We start from the raw sequence: 14,313 nt of genomic DNA on the forward strand, positions 1-14,313 counted from the left end.
GAAAAAGTGCGCATTGCGCGCAAGTGTATGCAAGCGTGCAACAGGTTGCAACTAGGGCGGAGTTGGCCAGGAGAAAGTGCCGCTATACGGCAGGTCTGGCGGAGATAAGTGCCAGCAATATCGGCTTGGCTTGGTCAAGCTTGAGGGGGCAATTGCGACGCGCAGCGAGGTCGGCCTACGGATGGCCACGCACGAAAAAGCCCAAGGTTTCTGGCCTTGGGCTTTGATCAACAGGGAAGGGGAGTGGTTCTTACAGAACGCGATCGATGAGCAGCATCACAAGCAGGTATGCGTAGGCAATCGGCCAGAAAATGACATACACGAGCTTTGTCTTGGCGACCACACCTACCGTGTTGTAGAGCGGGTGGAACTCTACCAGGCGGCGGAGGACGACCCGATTGAGGATGCAGCCGGCTACCAGGTACATGAACGGCAAGAGCCAGATTGGCACCCAGGGAGCACCAAAGCTGACCGCAATGAGCAGGGCCAGCGCGGCAACGGCGCCGAGGTAGAACGTCGCGGCAGCAGCAATGCTGATGGGCTCTTCAGATACGGCGGCGCTGGTGTTCATGGCTTCCTCCTTGTGGCTCAATGCTGGCATGAAATCATGCAATCATGCAAGTGACGCGCATCACACTTTCGGCTCTTGGCGCCGCCGCCTTATGTTACGGATTCCGGAATAGACGAATCCTGCTGTTGCCAGGAGAAGGCCTGCAGCCTGGAGCCACTTCATCTCATAGAGAAGGTAGCCGGCAGTGGCGATGGCGAACGGGCTCAGGATCACCGCAGTGTATGAGATGAGGATCGAAGGGGGGCCCTCACGGCCCACTGAAGGAATTCGCATGTGTGCTCTGGCCAGATTGGGTGAGTCGGGTAGGCAAGCCACGGTCATACAGATAGGGCTTGGTTGATCGGCTTTGGTGGTCGCTGAGCCGGATAGGGCCTGATCTACTCGATTGGCTCCTGGAAATGGCCGAACAAATCGACGCCAATGTAAGTGCCAATCCCAAATCCGAACACAGCGTAGAGCCATGCGGGGCCCGGCGTGAAGTCAAGAAGTGATGCAGACCACGGACCAGCGAAATAGAAAATCACCGCCCAAACGACTCCGGTCAACGGGGCGCCAAAATTCAGATTACTGCGTATCTTCGATGCAGGTTGAGGCTGGGAAGACGCTTCTTCGGTCCTCTTGGCATTCTTCAGGTAATGGACGTTAGAGGAGTCTTTGGTGTTCACAGCAATCTCCGGGCACTGGCAATGTTTGTCGCGCTCGACGGTAATTCATCAGGGTCTCAACGGATGAGAAACGCGCTAGGGACAAATGACAACAATTAGGAACAACGGCAACCTGAATAGGGGCTCCAAATCTAACAATGTTATACTATAACATAATTACTATTATGCGAAATAGTTGCACATGTAACTATGTTTGTTGATTTCAGGACAGCCTGGCCAATCTTTCAATTGTTAGTGTCCACCTGGCCCGCCAGGCTCGAGAGACGCTTTGAGCGACGTAGCCGGCGCATGGCGTCTCTGACTTCGGCATTACGGACTCCTTCATTGAAGCCGCTGTGGTTGTACCACCAGCCGATGGCCTGCAGCCCTTCGGCAAGAGTCGTCGCAGCACGCAGTTCACGCATCTCCTGGGCAATTTGGGCGCGCCGCGGATCGTCGTCGGCCACAGGATCGGGCCAGATTCGCTCGTACGCACGCACCCAGGGCGTGTCTTGGTCGGCGGCGGAGACCTCATTGGATGCTTTGATCTGGCTCATGTGGCTCCTGTGGCGGGTTATTCATCATTGCGGGGCGCAAAGAAGAATCTGTACGTTAACCAGGACGCAAAGAGCATCAGCGCGGCAATTAATGCGTAAAGAATCCAAAGCTGAGCATCTGGGCCGTGGCCTACGCCGTAATAGATATAGGGCAGCATGGACCAAAATACCCCGCCCGCGGTCGACATGCTTGCCGCTGATAAGGATGCGCTCAGCGCCTCACCCCGACGTCGCGACGAAATGGTGAGCATGATGATGATGCTCGCAGCTAGGGCGATCAGGAGTAGGTCATAGACGTTGAGCATTTCAGTCTATTCGTTTCGACGGCGTTTTCACTGGCCTCTGGTTGATTTCCCCTGTTCGCGGCGCGGCGAGGAGTATTGCCGTAATGGCGAGGAGACAAGTTCCGCCGACTACATAACCAAGCTTGTCTGTGGTGAAGCCAAGCCAGAAATGCAGTATTGCAAATGCTAGGACAACGGCGGCCACCCCACCCCACCCATTCCCGCGTCGTCTTGTAGTCGTATCTGACACTTTCGATTCACAGTTGTTTTTGGAATCTTCCGTGCTGTTCATGGATGCCTCCAGTTTGCCTCGTTGTGTATACATCAATGGGGTTTCCCTGATCTAGCATCCAGCTCAACGGAGCTGGTGGCGCTCGTCCAGATAGCGGCTCGCGGCGTCTACCTGCTTGACGCATAGGGCGCTCGTCGCCTGGGATTGTGCCTCCTGCTCCTTGCTCCGCTTCCATTTGGATTCCATGCGGCGGGCGAATACCACGTCCCTGTGCGCTAGCCGAGTTCCGTTCCGCATTGCATTGGCAATGGTTTCAAGGTTAGGCACACCGGCTTCCAGCATTGCCAGGACTCGCTCAACGTCGTAGCTGGTCGCGAGTGTGTGGTCGATTCTCGCGATTGACGCGATAAGGAAAAGTACGATTGCACAGAAGAGGGCGAATACAGCAGCGGCGGTTGCTGCAATTGCGCTGCCCTGTCCAAGGAGCTTAAACCAGTAGAGTGCTCCCGAAATGCCAATGGCTGCGATTGCGGTGTACGCGACAAGTGGAATGATGATCCGTCGCTGGCGAGCCTGGCTTTCGGTAAGGACGATGTGCATTTTTGTTCTCCAATTGTCAGTCTGCTGCGAGGAACCGGGCGAGTGCCTTGAATGCGATCGCAGCGAGTGCTGCAACAACAAGCCAAGACAGGGCGGCAGCGTGATGCGCCAGCGGAATCCCAAGCAAGCCAGTACCGTGGCCGACGCTGGGGTCGACTCCCGGCGCGGCTGACTGCAGTAGCGTGAGCATCACTGGGGTAATGCCGATAGGCCCACCAATATGGCCCGTCCAGCCGAGAGACATCAGCAGTACGAGAAAAGCCGAAACGATGATGCCGGCAGCGGCAAGTATACGGACTGCTGCAGGCCTCTTATCGGCAGCCTTGTTTGCTTCTTTAGCTCTATTCATAACGTTTATCTTTCTCAGTCGAAGCGTTCGTTGTGCCGATGCGAGCATGACAGCATGCCTGCATGCTGTCAATGAATTAGTCATCCCAGGACCGCCAGCACAATGGGCAGCTGGTAATGTGCGTCTCATCGACAAGGTAGGGCGTAACGTCCTGGTCGCATGTCCAACAGAATCCGCTGGAAGGCAGGAAACTTCGCACGGCAGCAGCGCTGATTGCTCTGGCCCGTTGTTCCGCCGCTGCCCTCGCCTGCGGACTTTTCCTTGCCGTGAGTAGATCGATCAGGGGATTCCTCATCGACAGGAAGCTTGCGATCTGCGCCGCCTCTTGGTGGACTTCCCCGAAGTAGATTCGGCCACGCCCAGGGAAGGTTGCCTCAAGGTACAGCTGGCATGGCTCCGTCGACTGAATGGGATGCTGATACCCGTCGTCGTCATCCGGCCACCCGATCAGATCATTCCGGTAGAGACAAGGCCTTTCCGGCCCGATGCCCCAGGGATCTCTGATAAGCGCTCTCACCTCGCTTATCGCTGGAGAGCTGACAGCCTCAAAAATCTGTTCCACTGTCGCCGGTGTGATGGCTACCTCACCGTGATTTCCAGCTACTCCCAGCGCTTTGATCTGGAGCGTGCCTCTGCGGCTCGTGATGCTGAAGAACTGATTTTCGAACAAGCTCACGCCCGTTGGATCGTGCGCAGCATTGGTTTGGGCGCAGGCGTCGCCCGCCTCGGTGGCCGCAATTCTCATGGTCGCGCTATAGCTCAGGCCTAGTTGGTGAGATCGGCGTTATGGGGTCTGTGCGCCCTTTACAACGCGCTGTACGCCCTCATCGATCGTTCCCGTCTGCAGCGCTGGGCCGTGGGGACTGAAGCCTTTGTTGACTGCGCACCCCACCGTCTGGCCACGTCGGAAAACGAAGCGCTTTGCAACGCGTTGCACAATTATTGTCTCGGGATCGTCAGCGGCCGTTCTTGAGTTTGCCAGGACTTCCGATCCGTCATCCGCGACAGTGAAAATTGCGGGCAGCTCGCGATTAGCGAGGAATCTCATGTAAGTAAATCGGCCGTCATCGAAGATGACGTCAGGATTCACCTCGTCGCTGCCACATGCGAAATACTCAATATTCCTGATCTCGCGCTCCGGGCGCGCTAGACGCTCCGAGATCTGCACTGATTCGGGCTTCTCCGTTGCTCGCTTGGCAGCTGCGAGTTCTTCCGCTGGGTATCGGAACTTGTAACGCAGATTCAGCGCGGTACCGAGCTGTCTATCTGTCGGGCGGCGCTGCGCGTACAGCAGGATGAACGTGTATGTACGCCCGACGTTGGTAACAACAGTCAGATTCGTGTTGCCATCCGTGTTCTTGGGTTTGAGGAACAGGTTGTTGCCAGCGACGGAAAAGCTCCATGCATCGCTGTCACCCAACACCACGCCCCCATGCACCGGCTCCTCTCCTGGCGCGAAGACCAGGTGTACGAAGTAGCCCACGTGGGCGGTTATGTCGATTACCTGATCGGGGTTGTAATCGATCTCGCGCAAGCGCGAATCACGCTGCACGGTGACGATGTGCGGCGGGGTTGCTGCAGGCGGCGGCTGGGTCGATGCCGGTTCGGCTGCTCCGAGGTGGCCGGCGGCCAGAAGGCTCAGTCCGGCCGCAGCAAGCCACCGTGACGCGTCACGCTTTTTTGGGTGCGCGCTTCTTTGCTTTGACGGTTTCACGTTTGGTAGTCCTCACTTCCAACTTGATGGGTGGAAGGCTTGGATACCGGCCGAGTTGCTGGACGAGGCGGTTCAGGCTGCTCCAGAGCTTCGGCTTGTTCGACCGTTGCGTCTGGAGCTCGTACACCGCTTGGTCGTCAAAGGTGACCGACACCAAGACCTTGAATCCTTCGTCCGTCTCCTTGATCGTGATGCCGGTCACGGCGCCATGATCCATGTAGGAGATCAGCAGGGGTTCAGTGATGGGCTTGGGCTTCAAAATGTCACCTGAACAGGGGTAGGGCTCCCTGTAGTTTAAGGTGACGCCCGTTAGTTGGCTGCGCTCTATCGCCGCCAACGCCGCATGCCTGGTGCCCTGCTGCTCGGGAACCGTCACTGCCGGTTCCCTTCTACGTCCGAAAGCCTTGTGCTGCTTAGGTTTCCGTTGTCCGCCCTGCCAGTCGCCTGCAGACGCGCCTGGCTGGCCACTGTTCTGTCAGTGGGGGGGATTGCGGTCGCGGTTTGGGGAATTGCGCGGAGAGGCGCGTCTTGAACGCCCCTGTCGTGGGGGATTGCGGTCGCGCGCGGACTAGAGAAGGCGTCGTATTTGGCCTGATTCTCGGCCCCGAACGCGGCGTAGGGATTTGCGTGGCCCGATTCTGCGGCTGTGTTTGAAGTCAGGGGCGTGGCAACCACCAGTGGCGATGGAACGATGGGCGGAGGCAGGCCGGCATGCTTCCTCACCTTCGCCACATATCCATTCTTCAGCCCGGAAACGCGATTGCCAGTGTTGTACTGGCTGAGGGCGGCGTTGAGCGCAGCTTGCTCGTCACTGAGCTGCTTCCTCGCCTCTTGATAGTTCTCCGTGAGGATGCGCGCTGCTGCAGCCAGGTTGATGCATGGGTCGAAGACCTCTCGAACAGATAGCCCCAGCCGCCGGAGGTTTGCGGCGTTGATCTGGCCGAGCCCCATATCCACAGATCTGCCCTCTGCAATCAGGCGCGATGCGGAGCTAACGGCTTCTTCGAGCGTACGTACTCTGACGCTGACGCCCTTAACGCCGATGGCGAGCGGGTCGAAATTCGACTCGTGGCCGACCACGGCCGCCAGGGTCTGGGGATGAATTCCCGGGGCGCACTGAGCCGCCAGCTGCTCGAACGTCTCCCCCGCTGCCGTTGCGCAGGCGGGTGCGCAGGTGCACGCGACCAAGATCGCGAGCTTCGCCACTCCCCTGATAACGCCCTCGCCGTTCAATGCGCCCCCTGCTGGCTCTACTGGACTTGTATGGATGCTTGCAACAGCGCGGGAAATGTATACCATTGCCGAAAAGTTGGCAAACAATGGGGAAAAAGTGAGCAGTTTTTCCGAAAGATGGGCGGGTGTTGCGGTCTTCGGGCTGCTGCTCTCTGGGTGCGCCACCGGCGCAGGCGTGGCTCGGACGCCTGCAATGTCTGACCGTCATCTGCGGCCGATGAACCAGGATTTGGCCCTCTGGCTGGAACGCGTCAACGCGAGACCAGCCGGCGAAACTGCTAGGCAGCAGGAGGTATCGGCAGTTGCCCTTGCTTCTGAACCAGCGCGCCAGCCAGTGAAAACAGCGTCTCCCCTGTCCCCTACCCTGCCAACTTCTTCTGTAGCGCCAAGCTCCGCTCCGTCCCCAACGGCAAGCTTGGCGGTTCAGCCGGCGACTGAAGCAAAGCCCCGCCCGGTATCTACGTCGCCAGACAGCACAGTCGTGTCTGGCGATACCTCTTCGCCCTCCGCCGCCCCGACAGGCGCGGCGGCATTGGCTTCGAGCCAACCGCAAGAGAAGGCGGCGCCCGCCGCGGCAGCCGCTGATTCCCCGCTACAGACGCCAAGTGCACAGCCCGTAGCGCCGCCGAAACCAACATGGGTCGCCAACCCCGGCAGCACAGTTCGGGAGACCCTGGCTCATTGGTCTAGCAAGGCGGGATGGGCTGTGCCGCAGTGGGATGCGGAAATCGACTACCAGGTTCCCGGCACCTTGAGCTTCGAGGGCGATTTCCTTGACGCCGTCCGGGGTCTCTTCAAGGCCTATGCCCGCGCGAAGCGGCCGTTGCTGGTTGATGCGTATCCCAACCAGAAAATCATCCACGTCACGGAGTAAACATGCGTCCACTTCTAATAGCGCTCGCTATCACGATGGTAGCCGGCTGTGCGAGCACGCAGTCGAGATCCGCACTGCAGGAAATCAAAGAAGCACGTAGCCAGGTGGACGATGCGCTGGCCGCGTTGCGACAGGGCAACCAGGAGCGCGACTCCAGCAACATCCGTGTAGTCGAGGATGAGATGTTCGCACCGCCGGAGCCCATGCTGCTGAACGCAGATAAGGAACTTCCTGGCGGATGCGAAATCACCTATGCCCCTCGCTTTGGGATGAGCATCAAGGCGTTCGGCCAGTACGTCACCCGGACGTGCGGTATTCCCGTGCTGGTCACCCAGGACGCTATGACTGCAACAGCAGGCGGAGGTACGCACTCACAGGCTGGTGCAGCTTTGCCCGCCGGCCCAGCGCCAAGCCCCACATCTGCCTTTGCTTCCGCAGGAATCCCGTTGCCTGCCGGCATCAGCCTGCCCGCACCCGTAACCGGCGGGGCGCCGCTGCAGCTATCGGGCGGCATGGGCGGCGATCTGGTAGACGTGAGCTACAAGGGCCAGCTTTCCGGGCTTCTTGACGCCGCAACGGCAAGGCTGGGCCTTTCCTGGCGATACCGTTCCGGGCGGATCACGATTTTCTTTACCGAAACGCGGTTCTATAAGGTTTACGCGCTGCCCAAGGCGCAAACCATCAAATCGACCACCAGTTCCGGCAGTACGATGACCGCTGGCGTCTCGACGACTGGCATCGGCGGTGGCAGCACTACCAGCACCGGTGCCGGTAGCGACGCCTCCACCAGTAGCATCACGACTGCAGATGAGATCTCGATTGACCCGAGCAAGGACGTGCGCGAGGCGGTGCAGAGCCTGCTGACGCCAGGAATTGGCCGCATGTCCTTCGCGCCATCAACGGGCACTATCACCGTTACGGATACCCCGGATCGTCTGCAGATTGTTGAGGACTGGGTTGCCTCAGAGAACAACTTCCGAACCAAGTTCGTTCTCCTGAACGTGGAGCTCATTACGGTAAAGCTCAACAACAGCAATGAGCTCGGCGTCGATTGGAATCTGGCGTACAAGAGCATCGCCAACCAGTATGGCTTGGGGCTGGTCAGCTCTTACAACGCCGCTTCCAATGCCATCGCCGGGTCCATCAACGTGTTGGAGGGCAGCTCGCGCTTCTCCGGAAGCGAAGCCGTCATCAAGGCGCTGGCCCAGCAGGGCGAGATCGTCAACAAGCGCACGCCCAGCACCAGCACGCTCAACATGAAGTCCGTATCGGTACAGCTGGGTACCCAGACCGGATACATCCAGCAGGCCTCATCGACGCAGACCACTGATGTTGGCGTCACCCAATCGCTGACACCGGGCCAGGTTACTGCGGGCTTCAACATGACGCTGGTTCCCTACATCCAGCCGGACAACAAGACCGTGCTGCTGAGCTTGGCCATCAATATGACCGACTTGATCGGTCTGGAAAAAGTGGACGAGAAGACGCCGGTTCAGACTCCGAATCTCGCCAAGCAGATCGTGAACCAAGAGGTGAAGCTCAAGTCGGGTCAGACCTTGGTTCTCTCCGGCTTGGACACGGTCACCCTGCAGGACACCCGCAGCGGTGTTGGCCGTCCCTGGTTCTTCCTGTTTGGCGGCGGCAAGAAGACAAGCCGCGAGCGCGAAGTTCTGGTCGCCCTGGTAACGCCGATCGTCAAGGAATAGACATGTTCGCCAGGAAGAAGAACGGCATTCCGCCACTTGGAGCCGCAGCGAAGGCCAGCGCAAGTGGTGGATCAGACGTCGGCGTCAATACCGTCATTGTCCACGGCCGGAAGCTCGTCGGCGGCCTGCTGTGGGAGCCGCTGGAGAGCTACCGGAACTACATGGCTGAGGCGAAGCGCATCGGCAAGCAGCGCAAGATGGACATGGTTGCAATCCGAAAATCGGATTCAGCCATCCAGGCTGGCTTCGCGCCTCGCACGAAGGAGCGTCTCAAGGGCCACTACTCGTTGGCCGCCACCCTCGCCGGTTCGCTAGGTGAAAGCTGGATGGGAGCGTTCGAGCTCGAGGACGGTCGCTACGCGCTTGTGACCGTCATCGACGGAATAGTGCTCCCAGGCCAGGACATCATCGGCGATCGAGAGCGGATATCTGCGGAGCTCAACAAGACGTACTCGTTGGTGACAGCTGATCCGGTGAAGGCTGCGAAGCTTGAGGGCAAGATCATCGCGCCCGCGTCGTTCAACTTCAGCAACGACAATCGTGCCGTCGCGGAGATTATTGGGCCCGATTCGTTCAGAAAGGAGTACCTGCTACGTCAGCTCACCCTAGGGCTGACTGCGCAGCAGGTCGTGCTCGGCGGTGTGGCTGCTGCAGCCGTGGTTGCAGCAGGTGCAGGTGTCCTCTACTGGATGGAGAAGCGGGAGCAAGCTGAGAGAGAGGCGCTGGCATTGGCCCAGGCCACCGAGCAAAAGCGACTTGAGCTCGAAGCCGCACGCGCCATACCGCAGCCGTGGACCTCCCAACCCGACGCGCGGAAGCTTCTGGGAGCCGCAGCAATGGTGCTTGAGGACGCTCCGCTTAGCATCGCGGGGTGGTCGTACGCAGAGTCCGCTTGCGACTCACAGCAGTGCGCACTGATCTACCGCCGCGCCCCAGGGGGAACATCCATCGGCGCATTTCTCTCCGCCGGTGCTGCTGCGGGCGGGAAGCGGCTGGATGACGGCACCGGGGTGATCTACTCGAAGCTGGAGCTGGCGCCCGAGAAGGGTGACCTGCTCAGCCCCATCGCTGAGCGGGAATACTCGTTTGTCAACTATTTCCAGGCATTCGGACCATACGTGTCTACCTCAATCACAGCGGCCGCAGCAGTGGCTCCAGCAGATTCAGGGGCACCGAAACCGACCTGGCTCAAGCGCGAGTTCACCATTGGGACCGCTTTTCCTCCAGAGCTGCTGCTGGAAGGGCTGGATACCACCGGGCTGCGCATTACCAAGATTGTCGCGTTCGTACCGAGTACCGAAACCGCCAACAGTAGCGAGCGTCCCCAAACCCAATTCGATTGCAGCAGCGAGCTGATCTGCTGGAACATTCAAGGAGAGCTGTATGGCCGGTAACAAGACTCGCGCACTGTTGGTTGGCGCGACACTTCTGATTGCATTCCACGCCGGCGCATCCGATTCGAGCGCGCCGCCCAGCGCCGCTAGGTTGGCAGATCTGCAGGCGCAGCTCGTCATTGCTAGGGCGGAGGCTGCACTTGCGGAGCAGCGCCGTAAGGCCACCGGCGACACGTCCACGGTCGACCTGGCAGTACAAGCGACAGGCAGTGCTCTGCCTGTGGTTTCGGGCGTGTACGGACGCGACAAGAATCTCTACGCCACGTTGTTGTACTCCAATGGCTTGGAATGGCAGGCCATCGCAGGCACCAGCGCGCCCGGTGGCTACCGCGTGCATTCTGTGTCGCAGAACCGCGTCGAGCTGGTGAAGGAAGGCCGCACGTTCGTGCTGGGCTTCTCGGGCTCGCCGCCGGCCGAGCCGACGCCGGCACCGGCAGCGCAGCCCGCAGCTGGCCAGGCTCCCTATTTGCCGCTGCCTGGACAGGTGAGGAACTGAGCATGGACTCTCCCGGCTACCTGAGCGGGAGCCGGGCCGTTGCTGCAGACGGCACCGACGCCCCGCATATGAATATCCAATCGGACCTCGGTATTCGCAGACGTGCGGCTCTGACGCTGAGCCACGAAGGCGGCCAGTACCCGGCCAACACGCTCCTGCGCGACAAGCTCTGCCTTCTGGACGACGGACAGCTTCATCTCCGAAAGGGGACCAGGCTGGACCCCGACGTGATGGCCTACATCCAGCGTTTGGAGATGGCTGGGGTCCGCTACACGGAGCACGATACCGATCTTGCTGGACTCCGGGAGCTGTATGGCATCGCGACCGCTGCCGCGGTCTCTCGGGCCGCTGGCGCCGGATCAGACCGCCAGAAGGAGATCGTGGCGCTGATTCAACAGGCTGTGCGTCTCGACGCGAGTGATCTTTACATCGTCACGCACGATGACAAGGGATTCATCCGAGCTCGTATCAACGGGCTCGTGCAGACGCTCGACACCATTCCGGCTAGCGACAGCCTTGAACTTGCAACTTCGCTCTACGCAAGCATGTGCGATCAGAGCGAGCAGGTATTCCAGGTTCATAAGCCGCAGGATGCGCGGCTGAAGTCGGCGTTCCTGGCCCCTGCTGGCCTCTACGGTGCGCGCGTTTCCACCATGCCCCGATCGCCAGGGCACTCGCTGGTGATGCGTCTTCTCTACAACTCCAGCAACCGCCCGAAGTCGCTTGGAGCCATGGGCTATCTGCCGGAACAAGCTGGGTTCTTCCAGCGCCTGACCGACAGCAAGACGGGGGTATACATCTTCTCTGGTCCAACCGGCTCGGGGAAGTCGACCTCGTTGCAGGTCTGCTGCGAGGAGCTCATGAGCAAGGCTAACAATCAAGCCCATGGGATCACCCTGGAGGACCCAACCGAGTATGAGATCCAGGGCTGGACACAGGTTCCTTGCCCGCGCGGCGCCGATCTCCGCGCCGATTGGATAACGGGTATTCGCCACATGATGCGACACGATCCGGACTACTCGATGATCGGTGAAATGCGTGACCGCGAATCGATGGAGGCCGTGATGGAGATCTGCCTTACTGGCCATCTCTCGCTTACCACGGTGCACGCCAACGACGCTGTTGCTTGCTTGCAGCGCATCAAAAATAAGGGTGTCAGCCGCGACCTGTTCGCCGATCCAGGCCTGATCCGGGGTCTCGTCAACCAGAAGCTGGTGCCCGTGCTCTGCGAGCACTGCCGTATCCCATGGGCCCAGATCGAAGCTTCAGTACCACAACTGCAGAGGGATCGGATCAATCGCCACTGCCATACCAAGGCGGTGTTCGTGAAAGGGCCAGGCTGCAGTCGGTGTAAAGGGGGCGTGACAGGCCGCCTAGTTATTGCCGAATGCATAGAGACCAGCACCAGGAATCTCGCCGTATTTGCGGACGAAGGCCGCGTCGCGGCGCGCCGATTCATGAAGCAAGAGCAGAACTTCATTACCCGCACGGAGTCGCTCATTCGCGCGGTCAACGATGGCCGGGTCTGCCCTCTCGTGGGCGAACACCACGTGAACCCGCTGGATGAGGATAAGGAGCTTCACGATGGTATTGCTTAGCCCCGCGCTGTCGGACAAGTTGGTTCGCCTACAGGTAACCACATCGGTGCGTGCGCAGCTGTACGAAGAGATCTCGGCGATGATCCAGAACGGCAAGTCGCTCAATGAGACATTGAGCAAGGCCTATGAGGTGACTTGCCAGTACGGTGCCGGCGCAGGGTCCGCACGCGCGCAGTTCATCTATGAGCTCAAGCAGGCTGCAGCTGCCGGCAAGAAGTTCTCCGGCGCTTTGAAGCGCTGGGCGCCTCCAATGGAAACAACCCTGATTGCGGTTGGCGAGAGGACCGGCGACCTGGTAAAGGCCTTCGAGAATGTGCGCTTCATGCATGAGTCTGAGGGCGAGATTGCCAGCACGTTCGTGACCAAGGTGCCCTACCCCGTTGCGCTCTTCGCGGCAACGGTTGGCATGCTCTGGATGCTTGCCGATCAGCAGGTTCCACAGATGTTGGCCATCGCGCCCCAAGAGGCTTGGAGTGGCCCTGCTGGGCTGATGATTCATCTCGCCCAGGCGACGCAGGCGTACAGCATCCCAGTTGGTGCGGCCGTTGTTCTGGGGGGCATCGCTATTGCTGCTTCTTTGCCCCGTTGGACAGGCTCATTGAGGCATCGCTTCGATCGCTTTGGACCTTGGGCCGTGTATCGGCGAATCCAGGGAGCTCAGTTTCTTCTGTCCTACGCAACACTCGTCAACGCCGGCGTGAGCCAAGACCGAGCGCTTGAGCAGCTCATTGGGGAGGCCTCGCCGTACCTGCATGAACGACTGAGCGCTGCACGGCTTGGCATTGCCCGAGGCCGGAGCTTTGGCGAGGCTCTGCGCAAAGCGGAGTACGACTTTCCCGACCCCGAGGCTAACGCCTACATCGAGATGATGTCGGACCTGGATGGGTTTGCGCCGGCGCTCCTCGACTACTCGAAGCGCTGGATGAAGCGAACGGTAAAGAGGGTCGGAACAGTGCTCAACGCCTTCTTCTTCGCGAGCATCTTGGGCGTCGCCTCGATTGCCGCACTAACCGCGGTATCTAGCTTCCAGATGACGGAGGTGGCCAAGAAGATTCAACGCTGAGCCCTATAGCCCCAGAAACCACTACCCACAACCAGGAACAAGGAATACCAATGAAGATCAAGTCCACCCTTGCCAGCCGCCGCTCGGGCCGTGCTCTGTTGATCGGTGCCGGCAGGCAGCGCGGCGCGACGATGCTGGAAATCATGGCGTGGCTTGCCATCGCCGCCCTGATTATTGGAGGCGCCATTTCCATGATCGCATCCGGCTGGAGCAGTTCGAAGGAGACCAAGGAAGGTGAGCATGTCACCACGCTGATCGCCAACACCAAGAAGCTGCAGTCGGTCAGCGGCTACGGAGCCTCGGGCACCAATCTTGTCCCGTCCCTCATTGCGACCAGTGGCGTCCCAGGGGACATGACCGTTTCCGGCAACACGCTGGTCAACCGATACGGTGGTACCGTCACTGTCGCTTCGACCGGCCTCGGCTATACCGTTACGACCCCGGGCCTGCCCACGAACGCATGTATCGCAGTAGCTAAGAGTGTTAGCTCCGCAGGCGGTGTGACCACGAAGATCAACAGCGGTTCGGCGTCGACCACCCCAGTCGATACTGCCACTGCGACGGCGGCGTGCACCTCGGCGACCAACTCGCTGGCCTTTACCCTGGCGAACTGAATATGCCCTCGCGGTTGAATGAGTTGTCCTTCGTAGGGCTCGTTATCGGCGAGCGCTACGCTGATATGAAAACCGCCCCCGGCACCGGCGCGTCTCGCGTGCCGGTGCCGGACGAGTGCCTAGACGAGATTGAGCAGATCCGAGCGATGTGCAGGGACGTCTTCGAGCGCCATCAGGACCCGGAGTTCACGATTGAGCACGACGGCGCAATGTACCGCGTCACCATCATGACGGCGCTGGACATGACGGACGTGCTGTTCCTTCGCGCTATTCGCGCTCAGATCCGCCCTATTGAAGCCATCCCGTTGTCAGAGGCCCAGCGCGCAATTCTGCTGGGCCGTGATACGCGCGGACTCATCATCGTGTCCGGTGACATGGCCGCAG

The 14,313-nt window shown here is 59.8% G+C and carries 17 protein-coding genes; 8 read left to right on the forward strand and 9 right to left on the reverse strand.

Annotated features, from left to right (window positions below):
• Positions 1-250 precede the first annotated feature (250 nt).
• The 9 genes from J3A72_RS02655 to J3A72_RS02695 form a co-directional block, all read right to left on the reverse strand.
• On the reverse strand, positions 251-571 hold the full coding sequence (locus tag J3A72_RS02655; RefSeq protein ID WP_209571937.1) for a hypothetical protein: 321 nt from the start codon (positions 569-571) through the stop codon (positions 251-253).
• A 377-nt stretch (positions 572-948) separates the two neighbouring features.
• Complete coding sequence (locus J3A72_RS02660) at positions 949-1,236, reverse strand: hypothetical protein (protein WP_209571938.1); 288 nt, start codon at positions 1,234-1,236, stop codon at positions 949-951.
• A gap of 224 nt (positions 1,237-1,460) precedes the next feature.
• Positions 1,461-1,772 (reverse strand): hypothetical protein, encoded by a 312-nt coding sequence (locus tag J3A72_RS02665; protein WP_209571940.1) that lies wholly within the window; start codon positions 1,770-1,772, stop codon positions 1,461-1,463.
• A gap of 17 nt (positions 1,773-1,789) precedes the next feature.
• Positions 1,790-2,077: a hypothetical protein gene (locus J3A72_RS02670; protein ID WP_209571941.1), complete on the reverse strand. Its 288-nt coding sequence runs from the start codon at positions 2,075-2,077 to the stop codon at positions 1,790-1,792.
• A gap of 334 nt (positions 2,078-2,411) precedes the next feature.
• The gene (locus tag J3A72_RS02675) at positions 2,412-2,888 is read right to left on the reverse strand and encodes a hypothetical protein (RefSeq protein WP_209571943.1); all 477 of its coding nucleotides are present in this window, start codon (positions 2,886-2,888) and stop codon (positions 2,412-2,414) included.
• A 16-nt stretch (positions 2,889-2,904) separates the two neighbouring features.
• Positions 2,905-3,237 carry a hypothetical protein gene (locus J3A72_RS02680; protein ID WP_088435646.1) on the reverse strand — a complete coding sequence of 111 codons (333 nt, stop codon included), beginning with the start codon at positions 3,235-3,237 and terminating at the stop codon, positions 2,905-2,907.
• A gap of 784 nt (positions 3,238-4,021) precedes the next feature.
• The gene (locus tag J3A72_RS02685) at positions 4,022-4,951 is read right to left on the reverse strand and encodes a TrbG/VirB9 family P-type conjugative transfer protein (RefSeq protein WP_209571946.1); all 930 of its coding nucleotides are present in this window, start codon (positions 4,949-4,951) and stop codon (positions 4,022-4,024) included.
• Positions 4,908-5,327, reverse strand: coding sequence for a hypothetical protein (locus tag J3A72_RS02690; RefSeq protein WP_088435643.1), 420 nt, complete (start codon positions 5,325-5,327; stop codon positions 4,908-4,910). The genes J3A72_RS02685 and J3A72_RS02690 overlap by 44 nt, the downstream gene beginning before the upstream one ends.
• A complete protein-coding gene (locus J3A72_RS02695; protein WP_209571948.1) occupies positions 5,324-6,184 on the reverse strand; it encodes a lytic transglycosylase domain-containing protein in 861 nt (286 codons plus the stop codon). The genes J3A72_RS02690 and J3A72_RS02695 overlap by 4 nt, the downstream gene beginning before the upstream one ends.
• A 217-nt stretch (positions 6,185-6,401) precedes the next feature.
• On the opposite strand from J3A72_RS02695, the gene J3A72_RS22930 reads away from it, so the two are divergent.
• The 8 genes from J3A72_RS22930 to J3A72_RS02735 form a co-directional block, all read left to right on the forward strand.
• Positions 6,402-7,058, forward strand: coding sequence for a toxin co-regulated pilus biosynthesis Q family protein (locus tag J3A72_RS22930; RefSeq protein ID WP_245336356.1), 657 nt, complete (start codon positions 6,402-6,404; stop codon positions 7,056-7,058).
• A gap of 104 nt (positions 7,059-7,162) precedes the next feature.
• Complete coding sequence (locus J3A72_RS02705; protein ID WP_164076459.1) at positions 7,163-8,764, forward strand: PilN family type IVB pilus formation outer membrane protein; 1,602 nt, start codon at positions 7,163-7,165, stop codon at positions 8,762-8,764.
• 2 nt (positions 8,765-8,766) lie between these two features.
• Positions 8,767-10,158 carry a type 4b pilus protein PilO2 gene (gene pilO2 / locus J3A72_RS02710; RefSeq protein ID WP_209571952.1) on the forward strand — a complete coding sequence of 464 codons (1,392 nt, stop codon included), beginning with the start codon at positions 8,767-8,769 and terminating at the stop codon, positions 10,156-10,158.
• Positions 10,148-10,654 (forward strand): type IV pilus biogenesis protein PilP, encoded by a 507-nt coding sequence (pilP, locus tag J3A72_RS02715; protein WP_209571954.1) that lies wholly within the window; start codon positions 10,148-10,150, stop codon positions 10,652-10,654. The genes pilO2 and pilP overlap by 11 nt, the downstream gene beginning before the upstream one ends.
• A 2-nt stretch (positions 10,655-10,656) precedes the next feature.
• Positions 10,657-12,252, forward strand: coding sequence for an ATPase, T2SS/T4P/T4SS family (locus tag J3A72_RS02720; protein WP_209571956.1), 1,596 nt, complete (start codon positions 10,657-10,659; stop codon positions 12,250-12,252).
• Positions 12,239-13,315: a type II secretion system F family protein gene (locus J3A72_RS02725; protein ID WP_209571958.1), complete on the forward strand. Its 1,077-nt coding sequence runs from the start codon at positions 12,239-12,241 to the stop codon at positions 13,313-13,315. Before J3A72_RS02720 ends, J3A72_RS02725 begins: the two co-directional genes overlap by 14 nt.
• A 50-nt stretch (positions 13,316-13,365) precedes the next feature.
• Positions 13,366-13,929 carry a type 4 pilus major pilin gene (locus J3A72_RS02730; protein ID WP_209571961.1) on the forward strand — a complete coding sequence of 188 codons (564 nt, stop codon included), beginning with the start codon at positions 13,366-13,368 and terminating at the stop codon, positions 13,927-13,929.
• Between the two features lie 14 nt (positions 13,930-13,943).
• On the forward strand, positions 13,944-14,313 hold a 370-nt coding region (locus J3A72_RS02735), incomplete at its 3' end, for a hypothetical protein (protein ID WP_209571963.1).

The sequence above is a fragment of the Stenotrophomonas sp. PvP093 genome, from assembly GCF_017876915.1.
Lineage (GTDB): Bacteria > Pseudomonadota > Gammaproteobacteria > Xanthomonadales > Xanthomonadaceae > Stenotrophomonas > Stenotrophomonas muris.

Bases quoted from the DNA above. Each gene is read 5' to 3' on its own strand.
- J3A72_RS02655 (WP_209571937.1), bottom strand. From the start codon at position 571: ATGAACACCAGCGCCGCCGTATCTGAAGAGCCCATCAGCATTGCTGCT.
- J3A72_RS02665 (WP_209571940.1), bottom strand. From the start codon at position 1,772: ATGAGCCAGATCAAAGCATCCAATGAGGTCTCCGCCGCCGACCAAGAC.
- J3A72_RS02670 (WP_209571941.1), bottom strand. From the start codon at position 2,077: ATGCTCAACGTCTATGACCTACTCCTGATCGCCCTAGCTGCGAGCATC.
- J3A72_RS02675 (WP_209571943.1), bottom strand. From the start codon at position 2,888: ATGCACATCGTCCTTACCGAAAGCCAGGCTCGCCAGCGACGGATCATC.
- J3A72_RS02680 (WP_088435646.1), bottom strand. From the start codon at position 3,237: ATGAATAGAGCTAAAGAAGCAAACAAGGCTGCCGATAAGAGGCCTGCA.
- J3A72_RS22930 (WP_245336356.1), top strand. From the start codon at position 6,402: ATGAACCAGGATTTGGCCCTCTGGCTGGAACGCGTCAACGCGAGACCA.
- pilO2 (WP_209571952.1), top strand. From the start codon at position 8,767: ATGTTCGCCAGGAAGAAGAACGGCATTCCGCCACTTGGAGCCGCAGCG.
- pilP (WP_209571954.1), top strand. From the start codon at position 10,148: ATGGCCGGTAACAAGACTCGCGCACTGTTGGTTGGCGCGACACTTCTG.
- J3A72_RS02720 (WP_209571956.1), top strand. From the start codon at position 10,657: ATGGACTCTCCCGGCTACCTGAGCGGGAGCCGGGCCGTTGCTGCAGAC.
- J3A72_RS02725 (WP_209571958.1), top strand. From the start codon at position 12,239: ATGGTATTGCTTAGCCCCGCGCTGTCGGACAAGTTGGTTCGCCTACAG.
- J3A72_RS02730 (WP_209571961.1), top strand. From the start codon at position 13,366: ATGAAGATCAAGTCCACCCTTGCCAGCCGCCGCTCGGGCCGTGCTCTG.